Consider the following 16566-nt stretch of genomic DNA (forward strand, 5'->3'; position numbering starts at 1 on the left):
GACTGCTGACGCCGCGGCGTGGCGCGGTCAAAACCGTGACGCTGGACAACGGCTCGGAGTTCGCCAACCACGAGACAGTGGCCAAGGCGGTGACCGCCTCGATTTACTTCTGCGATCCTTACTGTTCCGGCCAACGTGGTACCAATGAAAATACGAATGGCCTCATCCGGCAGTACTACCCCAAAGGGACTGACTTCCGGCAAGTGAAAGATACCGAACTAAGAAGGGTCGTCAAAAAACTGAATGACCGACCTAGAAAACGGCTCGGTTATCGAACACCGGCACAAGTGTTCCTGGGTGAGTACTCAGGTGCCCTGGATACCGCAGGTGCTGCACTTATTACTTGAATTCAGGATTACCCCTAACCTCACATCGCATCAATGTCCCAAACCCACCATCATTCAAGCTGTGCTCCACCTCCGTCACCAGCCACGCGGTGGCGTCGATCTGGGGCTTGTAGCCGCTGAGGGTAAGCGGTGTTTCCGGCAGTATGTCGGCCCGGCCCAGGGTCAGCGTTAGCTCAAATTCTGCCAGGCCACGTTGAATGCGTTGCCATTCGGCGCGGGCGGCGGTCAGGGCGTCGTCTTCGGTGGCGTAGGTGGGGCGTAGTTGTTTGGCGTTGTCCGCGGTGCCTGCGAGTACGGTTTTGCGTTCGGCGCCGCGGGTGTCGTTCCAGTAGGCTTTTACGCCGCTGTAGGCGTCGCGTTCGGTCACGCTGTAGCGGTGCTGGTCGCCGTCGCGGCGGGTGAGGGTGATGGGCGGCATGGCCTGACCGCTGGCGGTGAGCCCTTCACCTGCTACGGTGAGCAGCATGCGCCCGGCCTTGATGGCGGCGATGGCGTCATAGCGTTCGCCCAGGCGGGTGAGGAAATTAAGGTCGGATTCTTCCGTTTGGTCGATGTGGCCAACGCGAATGCCGTAAAGCACATCGGCCACCACCGGTTTCAGGTCGTGGCGCCCGGCGATGGTGGTGACGATCTCGCCGAGGGTCAGCTCGTGCCAGCTTTGGGTACGCTTGCCGGGCAGTTGGCCGCGCATGTCCGCCGAGCGGGCGCGGATGGTGAGCTGGTCCGGCGTGCCGCTGTGCTGCACCTCATCCACCGTAAAGCGGCCCTTGTCGATCAGCCCTTCATCCTGCCAGCCAAACGCCACTTCCAGCTCGGCCCCGCGTGGGGGGATGGCCAACTCGCCGTCGTGGTCGGCCAGGGTGATGTCCAGTTGGTCGGCTTCCAGCCCGCGCTGCTCGCGCAGGGTGAGGTTAATCAGCCGCCCGTTAAAGCGTGGGGTGATGTCGTCGCCGTTTAACGTAATGCGGTAGCTGGGCCGTGGGTAGCGTTGGTCTGCGTTCATACGTAGCCCCCGGCCAGGCGGGCCACGGCGGGCAGGGCGAGGCGGCCGATCAGGTCGGTGCGTTCGTCATCCACGTGCTCGAGCGTGAGGCTAAACTCGATTTTTTCGGCGGCGCCGTCGCGGAAGAAGTAGGTGCTGGTTTCTTCCACGCGGGTAACCACCCACAGGCCGTACTGGCGGCCGGTGCCTTCGACCAGCGGCCAGGCGTTGCCCTGGTCGGCCATGTCGCGGATCTCATCCAGGCTGAAGCGCCCGCCGGTGAAGGCGGGCAGTAGGGTGCCGGTTAGCGTGGTGGTGTCCGCTCCTGGGCCTGCGTATTGATAGGCGGGCCGTTGCCCCACGCGGGACTGGCTGGGGTGCCGCCATTCGGTGATTCGCTTTAGCTCCTGATACGGCACGCTGCGGGTCTCGAACACGAACATGCCAAGGGCCATTAACATGACATTTCCTCCAAGAGAGTGCTCCGGTTAGTCGATATCGCGCATTGAAGAACGCTGCCGCGCCTGGGCTTCGCGCTGGGCGTTTTGCAGGGCGCGCTGCACTTCCTGGGCGACGTACTGGGCCAGCTGCTGTTCGTTCATGCCCTGGGCGGGGGTGACGGTGATGTTGATATCGCCCATGGTGAGGCCGCCACCTGCCTGGGGGCCTGGCGCGCTCAGCGGCGGGCGGTTATCAAACTGAATGGGCGCTGGCTGCTCGATGGCGGGCATGGCGGCTGCGGGTAGGGCAGCGGCGCCGATTGCCAGGCCTGCCCCGGCGCGGGTGACGCGCTTGGCGATCTCCTGAATACGCCGTGCGGGTTCGTCGCGCTGGGCGTCCAGCCCTTTGTTCAGGCCGTCTACCGTGTAGCCGCCCAACTGGGTAAACACGCGGGAGGGGGAGTTGATATCCAGCACATCGGCGAACCAGCCTTTTACGCTGTCCGCTATGCCCACGACACGGTCACGCAGCTCGCCGATCTTGCCGCTAAGGCCGCTGATTAACCCATCTACCGTAAAGCCACCCAGCTCGGCAAAGACCCGTGAGGGGCTATTGATTCCCAGCACGTTGGCGAACCAGTTGCGCACGCTGCCTGCCATGCTTGTTATGCGATCACGTAATTCGCCCAGTTTGCCGGTTAACCCGCCGATGATGCCGTCGACAATGGCGGTGCCCAGGGAGCCGAATTGCTCCGGGATCTCGACGCCCATCGCCGAGAGGGCGGTGGTCATGCCCTTGTACAGCAGGCCCAGCGGCGACCAGTTCATCAGCAGTTTGTACACGCCGCCAATGCCGTCGGCGAAGGCGCTTTTGACCTGCTGCCATAGCCCCTGGAAGAAGGCCTTGATGGGTTCCCAGTAGCGGTAGATCAGGTAAGCCGCCGCGGCGATGGCGGCAATGGCAATGCCGATGGGGTTCGTCAGGAAGAACATGGAGATCGCCCGGAACACGCCGCCGAGCCACATCATGGCCTTCCCCGCGGTGAGCAGCTGCGGGCCGATCAACGCCATGCCATAGCGCACCATGGCGATGGGGCCGAGAATGGAGGCCAGCATCAGCGTTAGCATGCCGCCCGCGGTGACCAACACGGCAAGCCCGGCGGCGACTTTGGCGAGGGTACCGGCCAGCCGTGGGTTTTCGTTGATCCAACTGCTCACGCCGCGGGTAATGGCGGTGACGTTTTGGATCAGCTCCCGCAGCGGGCCTTTGTTGGTCTCGGTGATCGAGATGCCGACTTCATCCCAGGCGCTGCTGAGCGATTTGAGATCGCCGCCGATGTTGTCGGTCATGGTCTTGGCCATGCGGGCGTTTTCGCCCATGTTGTCGCCCAGGGCGTTGATGATGTCGTCCAGCTGGCCGCTGCCCATGGCATTGACCAGTTCCGCCATGCCGGAGCCTGCCTCGGTGCCGAAGATCCGCTGCATGATGGCCTTGCGTTCGACATTACCCATGTCGGCGGTGGCCTGGCTGATATCACGCAGGATGTCGGGCATGGCGCGCATGTTGCCGTTGGCGTCTGACACCTTCAGCCCGATGTCTTCAATCGCGGCGGCGCCTTTGGCGGCGGGGTCGGTCAGGCGGTTCATCATGGCGCGCATGGTGGTACCGGCCTGGCTGCCCTGGATGCCGATATTAACGAGAATGCCGGACATGGCGGCGGCCTGTTCCATGGTCAGCTTGAGATCCTCGGCGCCGCCCAGGTACTTCATGGTGTTGCCGAGCATTTCCAGGTTGACGTTGGCCCGGCTTGCCGTGCCGGAGAGGATATCCGCCACGCGGGCCATTGAGCCTTCGGCTTCCATATCCACCTTGAACGACCCGGCGATGTTGGAGGCAATATCCGCGGCGCGGCCGAGCTCGGTGTTGTTGGCCAGCGCCAGGTCCAGCACGTCGCGCATGGAGGCGCGAATAGCCTCGGTGCTCATGCCCGCGCGCAGCAGAAACTCCTGGCCACCGCCCACTTCTGAGGCGCTAAAGGCGGTCGAGCCACCCAGCTCCCGGGATTGTTGGCGTAGGGCCTGGAAGCGCTCGTCGTCGACGGTAAAGCGGCCCACCGCCTGCAGGGTGCTCATCTGCTCACCCCATTCCACCCCCGGGGCGAGCAGGCGGGACCCGGCATACAACGCGGCACCGCCACTGGCGGCCATGCCCGCACCGGTACCGGCCATGTTGTTGCGCATGCTCATGGCGCGGTCGTAGCGCTTGCGGGCCTGGGCGGCGCGCTTCTGCTGCTCGCTTAACCGGGTGAGCTTGCGTCGCTGTTCCTCCACGGTTTGGTTGGCCTGCTGCATTTCGTTGGCCAGCCGCCGTTGGTCGCTGGTCAGGTTGTGGGTGCTAACCCCGTTATTCTCCAGCGAGGTGCGCAGGCGCTGCAGGGTTTGGCGTTCGTCGTCGTAGCGCCGGGTGAGCTTGCGGGCCTGGGTGATGGCCTTTCGCTTCTCGGCGGCCAGGGCGCTGGTGTCGCCCTGGTGGGATTGCATCTGCCGGGAGAGACGGCGTATACGGTCCTGCTGGTCGCGCAGGGCGGTGGCTGTCTCACCGGTCTGGCGTTTCAGGGTACGAAAGGAGCTGACGTCTTTCTGGGTGGCCTGGAGCTTTTTCAGGCGGTCGCGGTTGTCGCGCATCGCCTGGGAAGCGCCCTGGGAGGCGCGGTCGATCTTCTTCAGCGGTGCCGTGGCCTTGTCCACGGCGTTAAGGATCACCTGCAGTTTAAGATCGCGCGCCACGCTGGCCCCCGCTGTCGGTTGGTGTGCTGCGCTTGCGCGCCCGTTCGCGCCATTCCATTAGCTCCCGCAGGCTGAAGTTGGCGCAGTCGTCCGGCGACCAGTGGAAGACGATGGCGAGATCCGCCATCGCGTCTTCTACTTGGCCGGGGAGGTTTATTCGCTCTCGCCCTTGGCCCGCTTCGTGAGCAAAAAACCGGCGATTTCACCGCCGCACTGGACCAGGTCGGCCGGGTCCATCTGGCGAACCTCGGCGGCCGTGAGCGATGGAGTGGAAAGGCGCGGAATGAGCGTGATCAGTGCGTCGGTTTGCATTTGCAGCACCTCGGCCAGGGAGACGCCGCGTAGCTCGCCGGAGGTGGGCTTGCGCAGGTGAAGCTCGGCGATCTCGGTCTCGCCCCGGGTGAGCGGGGTATCCAGCGCGACAGTGGAAGTGATGGCTTGGGTAACGGCTGCTTTGGTCATGGTGGTTCCTGGTTAAGCGTTGGGGTTAACGGTGGTTGAGTGAGCGCAGCGGGCGGTTCTTAAATACCCAGGCGCTGGCGGCGGCCGGCGAGGCGGTCTTCGCCGTTCACCTTGAACACGCCGTTGGGCAGGTCGATCTCGATCTTGGTGGTGCCGTCGATGATCAGCTTGTAATAGCTGAGCGTGCTGGTGACCTGGTGCTCGGTGTTTTCGCCGGGCTGGGCGTCGCCCATGTCGATCTCGGTGTGGCGGCCGCGCATCACGACCTCGACCGCGGAGGCGTCGTCCACGTCGTCGCGCTCGTAGCTGCCGGTCATACGCAGCATGTCGGCATCAATGCGGGCGCTGCCGAAGTTGTCGAAGATGCTTTCCACCAGGCCGCCCACGGTCCACTGGCAGGTGAGCAGGCCGTCCAGGCCCATATCGATACCCACGGGGCCGTCCATGCCGCCGCCGCGCCATTCTTCGATCTTGCGGGTGAGGGTGGGCAAGGTGACCGACTGAACGATGCCCTGCCAGCTGTCGCCGTTGCTGAACAGATTCAGGTCTTTGAGCTTTTTGGGGAGTGCCATAACAGGGGACCTTTATGCAGTGGCCGCGACGCGCTCGGCGAAGTCAGCCAGGTAGGAATCGGTAATGCGTTGCAGGAAGCCCAGGTCTTCAAGCGGCGGCACCGGGGTGTAGTCGTAATCGATGCGCAGCTTGCCCGCCTTGAGCGACTCGGGGGTATTGAGCGTTTCGTTGAGCCAGGCGCTGCCATCGACAATCAGCCCCAGGCTTTTCAGCTCGCTGAACTTGGCGTTGATGCCTTCGATAATGTCTCGCGCCAATGAGGGGTGCATGGGCTTATCCACGGCCCACAGATGGGCCTCGGCGACGGTATCGGCGAGGATCTGCGCGGTGCGGGTGTAGTTCTCGAACGGGAACAGGCTTTCCGGCCCGGCGCAGGTGCGCGAGCCCCAGAAGCGGTAGCCGCCTTGTTGGATAAGCGTGGTGACATCCGCCGCGTTTAGCAGGCCCGCATCGGTGTTGGGGCTTTGCAGATCCCAGAACACGTCTTTATTGATGCCGGTGACGCCGTTGACCACGACGTTACTCAGGGTTTTGTGCCAGCCGACGTCCTCATCCAGCTTGGCGCGCAGGCCAAGGGCCACGGCGACGGGGCTGAGGGTGCGGGTTTCGGCGTCGTCGGTGTCGAAGGCTTCCCACTGAGGCCAGATCGGCATTAACTCACGGGCGCCGAACTCATCGCGGTAGGCAATCACCTCGGAAACCGTTTCGCAGCCGTGGGCGTAGATGTAACCAAAGGCGCGCAGCTGCTCGAGCACCGAGACCATGGCGTTGGCCACTTCTTTGGTATCCAGGTAGGGCACGCCGATTATTTTCGGGCTTACGCCCAGCGTTTGCTTGGCGGTGAGCAGCGCCTGCAGCCCGGTGCGGCGGCCTTCTTCATTGGTGGTGCCAATGATATTGGCGGTGGTTTCTTCCTCGGTTTCGCCTTCGGCTACCCGTACCGCGACAATAATCGGCTTCGCCTGCTGGCTGATGGCGGTGAGAGTGTCTTTCAGCGTGCCCTGGGTACCGGCGTTGCCAATGGCGGTATCCACATTAGTGACCAGGGCCGGGCGGTTGAGAGGGAAGGTTTTTTCGTCCGCGTCTAACGCGGTGCACACCACGCCAATAACGGCGGTAGACGCCGTGCGGATGGTACGGGTGCCGTCGTTGACTTCCGCAACGCGCACGCCGTGGTGGTATTGATCTAGTGCCATGGTGGCTCCTGCGCAGGTTCACAAGAAAAGTGAATTCACGCAGGTATCGTGCGGGGTCTGGTGGCTGGGTGTTAGCGGTGCTGGGTGTGAGTGGGGCGGTTTACACCGTGGGGTGTGGTAAGTGACAAATAGCTGTTTTACAGCGCACTATGACGCTCAAGGCGATGGGAGCAGTCAATGAGTGGTACAGAGTTAATGCAAAGCAGCGTAGGTCTTGTACACCGAAGCTTTATGGAATGGAAATTTGAAAAGCTTCTTCGTAAAGCAGAAGCCCACGGATTAACAGAAGAGGAACTGCGAAATAGCGATCACCGGTTTGCTCTATATATGAGGGTAGGAAGGGCGTTTGAGATCTGCTCAGAGGTGGAGGTTGTTGATTATATTGCTGATGCCATGATTGGCGGCATTCGATGTGGAGATGCAGACAAGCGTCCTGACTTTGCGCAAATGGCTATCAGTGCTTTGAATGGTGTTACCAAGACTGAGTTAAACCTTATATTGCTCATGCATGAGCACGGTCTGTGGGGCACCACAGATGAGGAGATCCTGGATGAGTCTGGCTTTGAAGGCTTCCAGGCTTCGCTCGGAAATTATCTCGGCCTAAATGATCTTTCCGCCAGCGCTATTTTGAATGGGCTTACGCGGACAGGGTTAGTGACGCCACAGGCTAGCGGTGTTGGTAATGCCGTTAATATTCAAGGAAATAGACTGACCCAATTGGCTCGAGATTTGTTTAAGTATGTCGATTATGCGCGTCGATTGACCACGTAAAAGCCCGCCGGTTGGCGGGCTAGAGGGTTATGTCGTGAGGGGTAGGTGAGGCCAGATCATCAAAAGGAATTCGAGAACTTGGCTCATCAGGTTCGCAACCTCAATCAGGAGCTTAACTGTTGTCATCGATAAGCCCCCGTTGCGTGGGACGGCATAAAATCTCATTTGGCCATGCGATGAATCGCGATAAAAATCGCTTGAGCCTAGGCTGTATTATGCTAGGGTAATACATGTGCGAATCACCTCATATTTACAGACGTTGCAGCGTCTTATGGGGTTCAAAGGAGCCAAGCTATGCTTGGCTTTTTTCGTGTCTGAACAAAATGTTCTAGACAACACAAATACTATATATAGCTCAATAGGATATCAATCCAAGCATATGAGGTATTTTTCATCCACAGGATATTGACAACTAGCACCCATTCCTTAACGAAAGTTCCTACCGGGTGGCGGGCTAGAGTTCTTAGTGGATGGTTACCAACTGATGGCTAAAATCCCCTCGCGATCCTCATCCTCCAAAGTCGCATCAATCGCTTTTTTCCGCCCCCAACTGTGGTCGTAGATGCCTTTAAAGTACTCGATGTTTGCGGTAGTGAAGCAGCTTTGCTTATGTTTTGGCGCTGCACCCTAAGGAACATCCTGAAAGGCAACGGGCAAAATAAATTGACTAATGATAGTTCGATGGTTAGGTTTTTTCATGCTTCATGAAAACCAAACTAAACGCATGGATGTAAGGGAATCGAATGAAATTGCTAAAACTACTTGGGGTATTCGCGGGATTGGCGCTGCTGCACGGCTGTGCGGCGATACCGGAGTCGCATAAGCTGACATATGAACCACAAACTGAGGTGTCCGCTGTGGCGGGGGCTTCCGAGGCTCCGGTAAATGTGGTCGTGGCTGACGAGCGTGAAGATAAAAGCCGTATCAGCCATAAAAAATACAGCTATGGTGGCTTTGCCATGGCGTCGATTTACAGTGAAGTGCCCGTAGAAGAAGAGATGCAGGCTGCTATTGAGCAGGAACTGAAGGCTAGAGGGTTCGGGATCGATAGCAGTGCGCCTTTAACCATTCAGGGTGAAATTATTAAACTGTATTCAAATTTGCATTTGATCGACACCCTGTTTACGGGCAAAACGGTAGCTGACTCGACGTTTCAGCTAGAGGTAGTGTCAGAAAATAATGAAGTGCTGTATAGCAAAGAAATCTCAGTAACCCCTGAGCATAAAGGGGTGATGTACATGTCAGCATCTAACCTAGCCAGGCCTATCGAATTGGCGATGGAAGAAACGCTGGATGAGTTGTTTGATGACCCGCTGTTTATAGAAGCACTGCTTAGTTCAGGGAGTTGAATAAGCACAGGCCAATGTATCTGCTAATTTGGTCTTTGGCCTGATACTTGAATACGCAGCCCTCAGCCCGCCAAATTGGCGGGCTTTGTTTATTAAGGTTGGTTGCCGTTCCACTCCACCGCTTCAATCCCATCCCGATCCTCGGCCTCAAGTGCGACCTTAATCGCGTCTTTCCGCTCCCAGCTGTGGTCGTAAATTTCCTCGATGTGAGCGAGCGCGGCGGTGGTGAGGGCGTACATATCATTGGGCGTAAGGTAGCGGGTGACGTTTTTCTGCCCGCGGAATTTCATCACCTGTTCGGTGATGCCTTCCTCGCGCGCGGCTTCCGCTTTGGCCCGCAGCCCGAGCAGGTTGATCTGGTCTTGCGGGCGGGTTTGCACCACGTCCTGCTCGCCGGCGATCTCGTAGGGCAAGCCTTTGACCAACTCAGTATCTCGGGCCGTATTGATTTCACGGCGCTTTTGTTCCGCGAGATCGCTAAGTGGCATGGGTGGGGCTTCATTCAGAGCATCTTCGGGTGGCTCAATGCCGAGCTCTGTTATTTCGTGACGCTGGCCGTCTTCAGTCCAGTAAACATGACCCCGCCAATCCGGTACGACTTCCCACCTTTCATGAGACCAGCGTGCCGCTTCATGCTCGCTCGTGGTAGGTGGCTTGCTGATGGTGGCACCTTGAGGAATGCGAGGTGTTCTTCGCATTGGATCAATTGGAGCCGGCCGGCCTTTTGGATTGATGATAGTGTCATCATTGGGATTGATGTCATAAATGCGCATGGCGGCCTCAGATTTTGGTCAGATAAATGACAGCGTTGTTGCGGGGGCGGGTTTCATCACCGCCTGTATATTCAGTCCTATTGGTATCAACAAGTGTGTGGTTCGAGCCTGTTTGTGGCAGCCCAGTCCCGTCATAGCTGTTGTTGCCTGTTTTAATTTCGTGGTCATGGCTTCTTAATTCGTCATCCTGGTGCTCAGAAAGCTCACGCCCAGGGTCAACGCCGCGGTCTAAATCCAAACCTCGAAAAAACTCGCCTCTATCGTCTGGCCAACCAAACGTTTTTTCTCCATCGCCTTCACCGTATTTCGTCCCAAATACAGCGAAGACACGACGATAATCAGAGCGATCTCTATCGGCGCCATCGTTGACTCCGTAACCTTCAGGTATGGTTTCAGAACGCCATACAATGGTCGTGCCGGGCTTAACGCCGTCCCAGATCATCCAAACGTGAGGTCTATTGTCGCTAACGGCTGGATCTACGCCCTGCACTTCGCCTGTTAAATCTCGGTCGTAAAATTCATAAAACTGGCCATCGCTGCCACGACAGACTTCACCTGTGGTGTAAGTGCGGTCAGGGTCGTAGGCGGCGAATTGATACGCTCCAGCTAATACCGCTTTGTCGATCATCGCCTTTACACCCGAAGGCTTGGCGGCGCGGTCATCGCGTTGGCCATCCAGGTGTTCCTGCTTGGTGGCAAACTGCACAAAGCCTTTAGCCGTGGTGGTGGCGTCCGGATGGTTGCGGCTGGCGATGTGGGCTTCGATTTCCTTATCGACATACTCCCTGGTGGCTAACACTACACTGGGGTCGACCTTGAGCTCCACGTTGGCGGTATTACTTAAAATCAGGTGCATACGCACCACCTGGTTGCGGCCGGAGCCTTGGGCAAGCAGGGGCTTGTAGCTGGGTGGGCAGTTGGCCACGGCGACAAAGTCGCCATCTTCGTCCTCGATGCCCAGCTCGCGGATCCACCAGCCGCCGATGTTGGGCGGTAGCACCACTTCCACCACCAGGATGGCGGGGTTGTCCGGGTCGATAGAGAGCTGGTTGATGGCGGCGCGGTGTACCTGGTTTTCCAGCTCGGTTTGGTCTGGGTCCGGTACCGGGTCGTTGCCGTTGGCATCGCCCAGCAGCAGGTGGGTGAGTTTCCAGGGTCTTTTCAGGGCATTGGCGTTGGCCTGCTTGGCTTCCCCAATGGTGGTGAGAAAACCGCCGAAGGTAGAGTTTTCGTCAATCATTTAGGTACACATCCAGCGTGTCGTGGAACAAGGGGGTGAGCGCGTGCGCGGTGAGGCACTGCACGTGCAGGTCCGGGGTTTGCCAGGGCAGTACCTCTAGGGTGTCGCCGTCGTACATGGCCACGCCGACGTGGCTGGTCACCTGGGTGCTGAGGGTGATATCCAGCCCGGTGATGTGGCGTGTTAATGGCTTGGCGTCGTCGATCAGCCGCTCGAGCTCCTGGTACATGGCATCGGTAATGCCGGTATCGCGTACGCCGATGCGCAGCGAGAACGTGCCGCGTTGGCCAGCCGGTTCGGTTTCCCACCACTCGACCACCTCGAGCAAATAGCCCAGTGGCTCGACCACCCGGCGCAGCGCGCTGATGGTGCCTTTGCGCTTGTGCACCGCCCAGGAGGCGCGCACCACGCCGCGCTTGGTGGCGGTTGTCCAGTTGGGGTCCCAGCGGTCGACGCTGAGCGCCCAGGCCAGGTAAGGCAGCAGGTGGGCGGGGCAGTCGTTGGGGTTCCAAAGTTGGCGCAGCGGAACCGGTACGTCCTGGAGCTCGGCCAGCGCCTGGGCGGCGGCGCGTTCCAGCGGTGTGCTGTTGGCGGGCAGTAGCGGGCGGCGTTGATCAGTCATCGCGGCCTCCGATGCGTAGGCGTTTATCGGTACAGCGGGCGGCCTGGGTGCGGTCGATCAGTAGGTGCTCGGCGGGCTTGATCAGATTGACGTGTTCGACCCCTTCCACATGTAGGGCGGCCTTGATCGCGTCGCGGTAGATGCTGACGCCCAGGCGACGGCGCTGGCGGTGCTGGGCGTCGATAAAGCGGGTTAGCCGGGCGTTGGCGGCGTCTAAAATCGGCTCCTGGGCGGTGTCAGCGTCGTCGTAAAGCTGCAGCTCGGCGTCGATCTCGTAATCAATGATCTCGGCGGATTGCACGGTGACGCGGTCGCCCAGCGGGCGAATAGTTTCAGGGGTCAGGGCGTCGTAGACGATGTCCAGCAGCGCCTGGCTGGCGGTGCCATCGCCCTCACGGGAGAGGATGATGATAAGCGCGTCACAGGGCTCGGGGGAAAGCGCGCGGGCGTCGGCCACGCGGCCATCCGCTGAGCGGGCGTGGAATTCGTAGGCGCCGCGTGGACCGGCGATGCTGAGGCCTTCCCAGGCTTCCTGGGCGCGCAGGCGCAGCTCGGTGTTGCTCTCGTACGTTGGCGCGACCGGCGGCGAGGCGTCCGGGTTGCCTTCATCTACCACCAGCCGTTCCACCTCAAAATTGGCGACCAGATGGTCCAGGTCTTCGTCGTTGGCGTGGGCGAGCATTACGGCTTTGGCAGCTTCGTTGACGCGCTGGCGGAGCAGCAGCTCCCGGTAGGCGTTTTCTTCCAGCATCTTCACCATGGGCTCGGATTCCAGGGTGAGCAGCTCGGTGATGGCCTCGCGTTCCTCTTCAGGGTGAAGCGCCACCAGCCTCGCCTTGCGTTCGGCGAGGATGGTTTCAAAGTCGAGCGGCTCGACCACTGTGGGGGCGGGCAGCTGGGAGAGATCAATCGGGTTGCTCATCGCAGCGGCACCTCCAGCGCGACGCGTTCGCCGGTGTCTCGGCGGCGGGCGGTTATGCTGAGGGTGAGCCTGCCGGGGCGCTGGGTAGAGACCTGGCGGGTGATTTGCTGCACGCGTAGACGCGGCTCCCAGGTCATCAGGGCGACCACAGTGGCGGAGTAGGCGCGCAGGGCCGTGGGGCCGTCCAGGGGCTGGTCGATCAGTTCCGGCAGCAGCGAGCCGTAATCACGCCGCATCACCCGCGAGCCAATCGGCGTGGTGAGGATATCCGTCACGCTTTGGCGAAGGTGGGCGTTGGTATCCAGCGTGCGGCCGGTGTGAGCGTTCATGCCGGGCATCTCATTTCACCTTGTACGTGCCGGAGGAACTGCCGCCGGTAACGGGCACATCGGCGTTGGCCTGGACTTCATCCACCACCGCATTGGCGATTGCCTCGGCCATGCGGTTCACCCAGCTGTGCTTGCCGCTGGCCGTGGCCCCCTGGGCTTGCATCTCGCTGACGATGCGGGCTTTTAGCTGGCTCTTACTCAGCGCCATTACTTACCCGCCTTGACGGTGGAACTACCGTCGCCATGGGGGTTACCCGTGAAATGGCAGATGTGCTGCTGGGTGACCACGCCGGTGCCCTGGTTGTGTTTGATCAAGGGCGCATCCACGGTCACGGTGCCGGTGGCCTTCACCTCAATCGGCCCCACGCAGTCGATGAAAAGCCGGTTCTTGGCGTGGTCGTACTCGATATGCGTGCCATCCGGCAGCCAACGGCCAATCAAATCCGGATTGCTTGAGGGGGCTGGCCGGGCATCGCTGTAGATGCCTGTCAGCACCACTCCGGCGGCTGGGTCACCGCCAGGCGAGAAAATGATGACCTGTTCGCCCTTCGTGGGCGGGTCCCAGTCCCGGGTGGTGCCCGCGCGGCCTTCAATCCATGGCAGCCAGTCAGTTAGCAGCTCACCAGTTTTGACGCGCACGCGGGCAGCGGTGTGATCCACTTCGGCGATGGTGCCGGTGCGGATCAGGTTGTGGAGCAGGCGGAGCAGTTCGGGAATGTTCATGCCGCTATCCTGCGGCGGCATGAAGTGAAGGCGAAGCGGCGGCGGGTGTAAGAGGGGTTATTGACACCGAGTTGATGACAGGCGGTTAGGTGAGCGAAAATATTAGCTGTTAGCTAAAAATGCTCGATAATTTTTCGCTGTAAGCTATAATGGGTGTAATGAAGACGATCACTTACCGGAAAAGTGCACTCAAGGTGTTGCAGCGGATGCCACGCCCAGAGGCGCAACGCATACAGGGCAAAATCAAGGCCTACGCGTCAGACCCTGCAAGCCAACGCAATAACGTGAAGGCGTTGAAGGGGAGCAATTATATTCGCCTGCGGGTGGGCGATTGGCGGGTGATCATCGATGAAAGCGGCGATGTGTTAGACATCATTAACATCGGTGCCCGTGGTGGCGTGTACCAATAACGCTCCAGACCATTAACAGGAGGCAGCATGAGCGCACCTCAAATGATTCAAACCCCCACCGGCGAGCGGCTGGTGGTACTGCCCGAGCAGGAGTACAACGCGCTGCTTGCGCGGTTGGAAGACCAGGACGATATCGACGCGGCCAATGCGGTAGTGGCGCGCGGTGAGGAGTCGTTTCCGGTGGCGGTGGTAGATGCGCTGCTGGAAGGCGTGGCCCCCGTGAAGGTATACCGTGAATATCGCGGCTTACGCGCCGGTGAACTGGCGACCAAAGCAGGTATTAGCCAAGGCTACCTTTCCGAAATAGAAGCAGGTAAAAAGACCGGCTCGCTGAGTGTGCTGACCCGCATTGCGGGCGCGCTGGACGTGGAGCTAAGCGACCTCACCTAGCGGTCACGCTTTCCCTGGATGACATCGCAGCGCCCTGCCTTTAATCGGTGGGGCGTTTTTTTGCTCGGTTAACGTATATCCAGATGGGTAAGCACCCAGTCCATAATGTGCTCTTGATCCAGCGCGGTGAAGCCGAGCAGCTCGCGCTGGGCGTATTCCACTTCCGGGCCATCACGGCTGACGCGGTCGCGCAGGCCGTACTGGTGGGTTTTGGCCAGGCGGGCCACGCTGCCGAAGAAGCCGACCACGGCGGTGTCGCCTCGCGCGGTGGCCTTGAGCCATTTGGCGGTGGAGAGTTTGCTGAACATGGCGCGTCGGCGAATGCTGCCCTGTTGTGACCGGAAGGATTGCGCCTTGCGCGGGGTGAAGGGCGTGCCATCCGGATTGGTTTGGGCACGGATGCGTTCGCGCTGGCGGCGGCGAAGATCCCGCGCGACGTTTCGAGCCAGTGTCCGGCGCTGTTTCACGTCTAGCTGGGCGAGTAACGGGCCGACCCAGTCTTCCAGGGCTTGCAGGTCATTCGCCATCGTCGGTCTCGCCCTGTGCACCCCATTCGGCGGCTAGGGTGTAGTCCGCGTTTGCCTGGGTATCGCGGGTGTACATTTGCCAGCGTGGTGGCGGGCAGCCGGTTGTCTCAAAGCGCGGCAGGGCGTGGTCGACCTGGATATGCCCGGTGTCGCAGTTCACCTTGGCCAGCACCCGCTCGGTAAGTTGAACGCGCAGGGCGACATCCACCGCATTGTGGCTGAGGATCTCGGCTTCAAAGCGCACGGCCTCATTGGGGTCGGCGTCGGGCTGGTACTCGGCCAGCCACTGCAGCAGCGGTACCATGAGGGTGTCGAGGTCGTCGGCGAAGTCGGTGAGTACCAGTTGGGCGGTGAACTGGTATTCGTGGGTGAGGTTGGGGCCACGACGAAATTCGATGCTGCCTTCTTCCACAAAGGTGAGCAGCTTGTCCGGATCTCGCGCGAGGCCTGGCACGGCGTTAATCAGGTGGGCGCGTAACAGATGGAGTTTTTTCATCGGCGGCCTCGTGGCAATTGATGATGGCGTCGACCTCGGCGGCACATTGCGCCCAGGCGGCTTCGGTGCGTTCCAGCTGTAGATTCAGTTCGCCGTTAGTCGTCGGCTGGCTGGCCGGTAGGCTGCAGGGGCTGGGGGTCGCGCACTGATTGATGGTAAGCCTCGGCGCCGGTGACGGCGGGGCGGCGGCGCAACCGGCTAACAGCATCAGGCAGGCGAGTGTTGGCCCAAGCGCGTAGCGTGGCGTTGTCACGTTGCAGTTCCTCGATGGTGGTTAAGCGGTGCGAGGCGGTGCGCTCAAGCGCGGCTTGTTGCCTGGCCAGGTCGCGCCGCTGGCTGTTGAGCCGTTGGGTGTTGGCCCAGAGTGCATCGATCACCACCTGGTGTTGGGCTTCGCGCTGGTGGGATTCCGCCAGCTGCTGCTCGGCGAGCTCGGCGCGGGCCTCGGCGGCGTTCAGGCGCTGCCAGAGCGCCCAGGTCACGGTGACGACCAGGGCCAGGATCACCACGGCGGCGATGAGTCGGTTCATGGCGCTGGCTCCTGTGCATCGCGTTGTTTCAGCCCGGCCAAACACAGCTCGCGCTCGGTGGCGCGGCGCTTGACCAGGCCGTTGAGCTTGCGGCCCTTGGCGTAGACCCAGCGCGAAAGCTCACGACAGGCACCGCGTAGATCCCCGGCGTTGAGTTTGCGCAGCAGGGTGGAGCGGGCAAACGCGCCTTCGCCGACGTTGTACACAAACGAGGCCAGCGCGGCCCGGGTGGGCGGTGGCAAATCGACCTTGGCGCGGCTGTCTACCGCCTTGAAGGCATGGCCTAGATCGCCTCGCAGTAACTGCTCACACTCGTGGCGGGATAGCGTTTGGCCCATTCGCGCCGTGGCGGTGTGGCCATAGCAAACGGTGGGGATGCCCACCGGGTCCTGGTAGGCGGTGGGTTCATAGCCTTCGTAATAGGAGACCACTGCGGTGGCGATACTGACGGCACCAGCGGCGAGGCTGACGCCGACTTTGGTTTTAAGACCCACGGCGGTTCTCCCAGTATTCGCGCAGTCGGGATACATAGCGGGGGATCAGCAGGCCGATTTGCAGCGCTAGGTATAGCAGGGTAAGCACGGTGACCCAGTCGGCCGGTGTCATGCCGCCCACGTGCATGAGCGACACCACGGCCGGTGGGGCGGCTTTGGCGGTTTCGGTGGTGACTTCAAACGGTTGGCTCATACGGGCCTCT

The 16566-nt window shown here is 60.6% G+C and carries 25 protein-coding genes; 5 read left to right on the top strand and 20 right to left on the bottom strand.

The features are described 5' to 3' along the window. Positions 1–347, top strand: a 347-nt coding sequence (locus BMX75_RS10790; RefSeq protein WP_139197161.1) for an IS30 family transposase, incomplete at its 5' end; no start/stop codon positions are given. Here the strand turns inward: BMX75_RS10790 and BMX75_RS10795 are convergent. From BMX75_RS10795 to BMX75_RS10825, 7 genes are read right to left on the bottom strand one after another with little or no spacing between them, the layout of a single operon-like run. Continuing rightward, complete coding sequence (locus tag BMX75_RS10795; protein WP_092827821.1) at positions 340–1350, bottom strand: phage late control D family protein; 1011 nt, start codon at positions 1348–1350, stop codon at positions 340–342. The two genes, BMX75_RS10790 and BMX75_RS10795, sit on opposite strands and share 8 nt — an antisense overlap. Further along, entirely contained in the window at positions 1347–1790 is a 444-nt protein-coding gene (locus BMX75_RS10800; protein WP_092827823.1) for a phage tail protein, read from the bottom strand. The genes BMX75_RS10795 and BMX75_RS10800 overlap by 4 nt, the downstream gene beginning before the upstream one ends. 27 nt (positions 1791–1817) lie before the next feature. Further along, positions 1818–4556, bottom strand: a complete 2739-nt coding sequence (locus tag BMX75_RS10805) for a phage tail tape measure protein (protein ID WP_092827825.1) — start codon at positions 4554–4556, stop codon at positions 1818–1820. Then, complete coding sequence (locus BMX75_RS10810) at positions 4540–4683, bottom strand: GpE family phage tail protein (protein WP_092827827.1); 144 nt, start codon at positions 4681–4683, stop codon at positions 4540–4542. Before BMX75_RS10810 ends, BMX75_RS10805 begins: the two co-directional genes overlap by 17 nt. A gap of 26 nt (positions 4684–4709) precedes the next feature. Beyond that, the gene (locus BMX75_RS10815; RefSeq protein WP_092827829.1) at positions 4710–5018 is read right to left on the bottom strand and encodes a phage tail assembly protein; all 309 of its coding nucleotides are present in this window, start codon (positions 5016–5018) and stop codon (positions 4710–4712) included. A 59-nt stretch (positions 5019–5077) separates the two neighbouring features. After that, positions 5078–5590 (bottom strand): phage major tail tube protein, encoded by a 513-nt coding sequence (locus tag BMX75_RS10820; RefSeq protein WP_092827831.1) that lies wholly within the window; start codon positions 5588–5590, stop codon positions 5078–5080. A gap of 12 nt (positions 5591–5602) precedes the next feature. Continuing rightward, a complete protein-coding gene (locus BMX75_RS10825) occupies positions 5603–6787 on the bottom strand; it encodes a phage tail sheath protein (protein ID WP_092827833.1) in 1185 nt (394 codons plus the stop codon). 177 nt (positions 6788–6964) lie between these two features. On the opposite strand from BMX75_RS10825, the gene BMX75_RS10830 reads away from it, so the two are divergent. Both BMX75_RS10830 and BMX75_RS10835 read left to right on the top strand, forming a co-directional pair. Further along, positions 6965–7558 (top strand): hypothetical protein, encoded by a 594-nt coding sequence (locus BMX75_RS10830; RefSeq protein ID WP_092827835.1) that lies wholly within the window; start codon positions 6965–6967, stop codon positions 7556–7558. Positions 7559–8301: 743 nt separating this feature from the next. After that, positions 8302–8907, top strand: coding sequence for a YajG family lipoprotein (locus tag BMX75_RS10835; RefSeq protein WP_092827837.1), 606 nt, complete (start codon positions 8302–8304; stop codon positions 8905–8907). 92 nt (positions 8908–8999) lie between these two features. Here the strand turns inward: BMX75_RS10835 and BMX75_RS10840 are convergent, their stop codons facing one another. From BMX75_RS10840 to BMX75_RS10870, 7 genes are read right to left on the bottom strand one after another with little or no spacing between them, the layout of a single operon-like run. After that, positions 9000–9680, bottom strand: a complete 681-nt coding sequence (locus BMX75_RS10840; RefSeq protein WP_092827839.1) for a DUF4376 domain-containing protein — start codon at positions 9678–9680, stop codon at positions 9000–9002. A gap of 7 nt (positions 9681–9687) precedes the next feature. Beyond that, the gene (locus tag BMX75_RS10845) at positions 9688–10920 is read right to left on the bottom strand and encodes a phage tail-collar fiber domain-containing protein (RefSeq protein ID WP_092827840.1); all 1233 of its coding nucleotides are present in this window, start codon (positions 10918–10920) and stop codon (positions 9688–9690) included. Then, positions 10913–11542, bottom strand: a complete 630-nt coding sequence (locus BMX75_RS10850) for a phage tail protein I (RefSeq protein WP_092827842.1) — start codon at positions 11540–11542, stop codon at positions 10913–10915. Before BMX75_RS10850 ends, BMX75_RS10845 begins: the two co-directional genes overlap by 8 nt. Then, positions 11535–12464, bottom strand: a complete 930-nt coding sequence (locus BMX75_RS10855; protein ID WP_092827844.1) for a baseplate assembly protein — start codon at positions 12462–12464, stop codon at positions 11535–11537. Before BMX75_RS10855 ends, BMX75_RS10850 begins: the two co-directional genes overlap by 8 nt. Next, positions 12461–12793 carry a GPW/gp25 family protein gene (locus BMX75_RS10860; RefSeq protein ID WP_245748502.1) on the bottom strand — a complete coding sequence of 111 codons (333 nt, stop codon included), beginning with the start codon at positions 12791–12793 and terminating at the stop codon, positions 12461–12463. The genes BMX75_RS10855 and BMX75_RS10860 overlap by 4 nt, the downstream gene beginning before the upstream one ends. 10 nt (positions 12794–12803) lie before the next feature. After that, positions 12804–13001 carry a hypothetical protein gene (locus BMX75_RS10865; protein WP_092827848.1) on the bottom strand — a complete coding sequence of 66 codons (198 nt, stop codon included), beginning with the start codon at positions 12999–13001 and terminating at the stop codon, positions 12804–12806. Then, entirely contained in the window at positions 13001–13516 is a 516-nt protein-coding gene (locus BMX75_RS10870) for a phage baseplate assembly protein V (protein ID WP_092827850.1), read from the bottom strand. The genes BMX75_RS10865 and BMX75_RS10870 overlap by 1 nt, the downstream gene beginning before the upstream one ends. A 158-nt stretch (positions 13517–13674) precedes the next feature. On the opposite strand from BMX75_RS10870, the gene BMX75_RS10875 reads away from it, so the two are divergent. Continuing rightward, positions 13675–13926: a type II toxin-antitoxin system RelE family toxin gene (locus tag BMX75_RS10875; protein WP_092827852.1), complete on the top strand. Its 252-nt coding sequence runs from the start codon at positions 13675–13677 to the stop codon at positions 13924–13926. Between the two features lie 27 nt (positions 13927–13953). Continuing rightward, positions 13954–14316, top strand: coding sequence for a helix-turn-helix domain-containing protein (locus BMX75_RS10880; RefSeq protein WP_092827854.1), 363 nt, complete (start codon positions 13954–13956; stop codon positions 14314–14316). Between the two features lie 68 nt (positions 14317–14384). Here BMX75_RS10880 and BMX75_RS10885 read toward each other — a convergent pair whose 3' ends face one another. From BMX75_RS10885 to BMX75_RS10905, 6 genes are read right to left on the bottom strand one after another with little or no spacing between them, the layout of a single operon-like run. After that, positions 14385–14843: a phage virion morphogenesis protein gene (locus tag BMX75_RS10885; protein ID WP_092827856.1), complete on the bottom strand. Its 459-nt coding sequence runs from the start codon at positions 14841–14843 to the stop codon at positions 14385–14387. Continuing rightward, on the bottom strand, positions 14833–15339 hold the full coding sequence (locus tag BMX75_RS10890) for a phage tail protein (protein ID WP_092827858.1): 507 nt from the start codon (positions 15337–15339) through the stop codon (positions 14833–14835). The genes BMX75_RS10885 and BMX75_RS10890 overlap by 11 nt, the downstream gene beginning before the upstream one ends. Beyond that, complete coding sequence (gene lysC, locus BMX75_RS18405) at positions 15302–15547, bottom strand: Rz1-like lysis system protein LysC (RefSeq protein ID WP_217639876.1); 246 nt, start codon at positions 15545–15547, stop codon at positions 15302–15304. The genes BMX75_RS10890 and lysC overlap by 38 nt, the downstream gene beginning before the upstream one ends. Further along, positions 15435–15869, bottom strand: a complete 435-nt coding sequence (gene lysB, locus BMX75_RS10895; RefSeq protein WP_092827860.1) for an Rz-like lysis system protein LysB — start codon at positions 15867–15869, stop codon at positions 15435–15437. The genes lysC and lysB overlap by 113 nt, the downstream gene beginning before the upstream one ends. Further along, positions 15866–16363, bottom strand: a complete 498-nt coding sequence (locus tag BMX75_RS10900) for a lysozyme (protein ID WP_245748504.1) — start codon at positions 16361–16363, stop codon at positions 15866–15868. The genes lysB and BMX75_RS10900 overlap by 4 nt, the downstream gene beginning before the upstream one ends. Beyond that, on the bottom strand, positions 16353–16556 hold the full coding sequence (locus BMX75_RS10905; protein WP_092827864.1) for a hypothetical protein: 204 nt from the start codon (positions 16554–16556) through the stop codon (positions 16353–16355). Before BMX75_RS10905 ends, BMX75_RS10900 begins: the two co-directional genes overlap by 11 nt. Positions 16557–16566: the final 10 nt, after the last annotated feature.

Source organism: Vreelandella subterranea, from assembly GCF_900111305.1.
Taxonomy (GTDB): Bacteria; Pseudomonadota; Gammaproteobacteria; order Pseudomonadales; family Halomonadaceae; genus Vreelandella; species Vreelandella subterranea.

Bases quoted from the DNA above. Each gene is read 5' to 3' on its own strand.
- lysC (WP_217639876.1), bottom strand. From the start codon at position 15,547: ATGCTGTTAGCCGGTTGCGCCGCCGCCCCGCCGTCACCGGCGCCGAGG.
- BMX75_RS10860 (WP_245748502.1), bottom strand. From the start codon at position 12,793: ATGAACGCTCACACCGGCCGCACGCTGGATACCAACGCCCACCTTCGC.
- BMX75_RS10795 (WP_092827821.1), bottom strand. From the start codon at position 1,350: ATGAACGCAGACCAACGCTACCCACGGCCCAGCTACCGCATTACGTTA.
- BMX75_RS10865 (WP_092827848.1), bottom strand. From the start codon at position 13,001: ATGGCGCTGAGTAAGAGCCAGCTAAAAGCCCGCATCGTCAGCGAGATG.
- BMX75_RS10855 (WP_092827844.1), bottom strand. From the start codon at position 12,464: ATGAGCAACCCGATTGATCTCTCCCAGCTGCCCGCCCCCACAGTGGTC.
- BMX75_RS10850 (WP_092827842.1), bottom strand. From the start codon at position 11,542: ATGACTGATCAACGCCGCCCGCTACTGCCCGCCAACAGCACACCGCTG.
- BMX75_RS10810 (WP_092827827.1), bottom strand. From the start codon at position 4,683: ATGGCGGATCTCGCCATCGTCTTCCACTGGTCGCCGGACGACTGCGCC.
- BMX75_RS10835 (WP_092827837.1), top strand. From the start codon at position 8,302: ATGAAATTGCTAAAACTACTTGGGGTATTCGCGGGATTGGCGCTGCTG.
- BMX75_RS10815 (WP_092827829.1), bottom strand. From the start codon at position 5,018: ATGACCAAAGCAGCCGTTACCCAAGCCATCACTTCCACTGTCGCGCTG.
- BMX75_RS10880 (WP_092827854.1), top strand. From the start codon at position 13,954: ATGAGCGCACCTCAAATGATTCAAACCCCCACCGGCGAGCGGCTGGTG.
- lysB (WP_092827860.1), bottom strand. From the start codon at position 15,869: ATGAACCGACTCATCGCCGCCGTGGTGATCCTGGCCCTGGTCGTCACC.
- BMX75_RS10875 (WP_092827852.1), top strand. From the start codon at position 13,675: ATGAAGACGATCACTTACCGGAAAAGTGCACTCAAGGTGTTGCAGCGG.
- BMX75_RS10830 (WP_092827835.1), top strand. From the start codon at position 6,965: ATGAGTGGTACAGAGTTAATGCAAAGCAGCGTAGGTCTTGTACACCGA.
- BMX75_RS10905 (WP_092827864.1), bottom strand. From the start codon at position 16,556: ATGAGCCAACCGTTTGAAGTCACCACCGAAACCGCCAAAGCCGCCCCA.
- BMX75_RS10845 (WP_092827840.1), bottom strand. From the start codon at position 10,920: ATGATTGACGAAAACTCTACCTTCGGCGGTTTTCTCACCACCATTGGG.
- BMX75_RS10820 (WP_092827831.1), bottom strand. From the start codon at position 5,590: ATGGCACTCCCCAAAAAGCTCAAAGACCTGAATCTGTTCAGCAACGGC.
- BMX75_RS10840 (WP_092827839.1), bottom strand. From the start codon at position 9,680: ATGCGCATTTATGACATCAATCCCAATGATGACACTATCATCAATCCA.
- BMX75_RS10825 (WP_092827833.1), bottom strand. From the start codon at position 6,787: ATGGCACTAGATCAATACCACCACGGCGTGCGCGTTGCGGAAGTCAAC.
- BMX75_RS10800 (WP_092827823.1), bottom strand. From the start codon at position 1,790: ATGTTAATGGCCCTTGGCATGTTCGTGTTCGAGACCCGCAGCGTGCCG.
- BMX75_RS10870 (WP_092827850.1), bottom strand. From the start codon at position 13,516: ATGAACATTCCCGAACTGCTCCGCCTGCTCCACAACCTGATCCGCACC.
- BMX75_RS10885 (WP_092827856.1), bottom strand. From the start codon at position 14,843: ATGGCGAATGACCTGCAAGCCCTGGAAGACTGGGTCGGCCCGTTACTC.
- BMX75_RS10890 (WP_092827858.1), bottom strand. From the start codon at position 15,339: ATGAAAAAACTCCATCTGTTACGCGCCCACCTGATTAACGCCGTGCCA.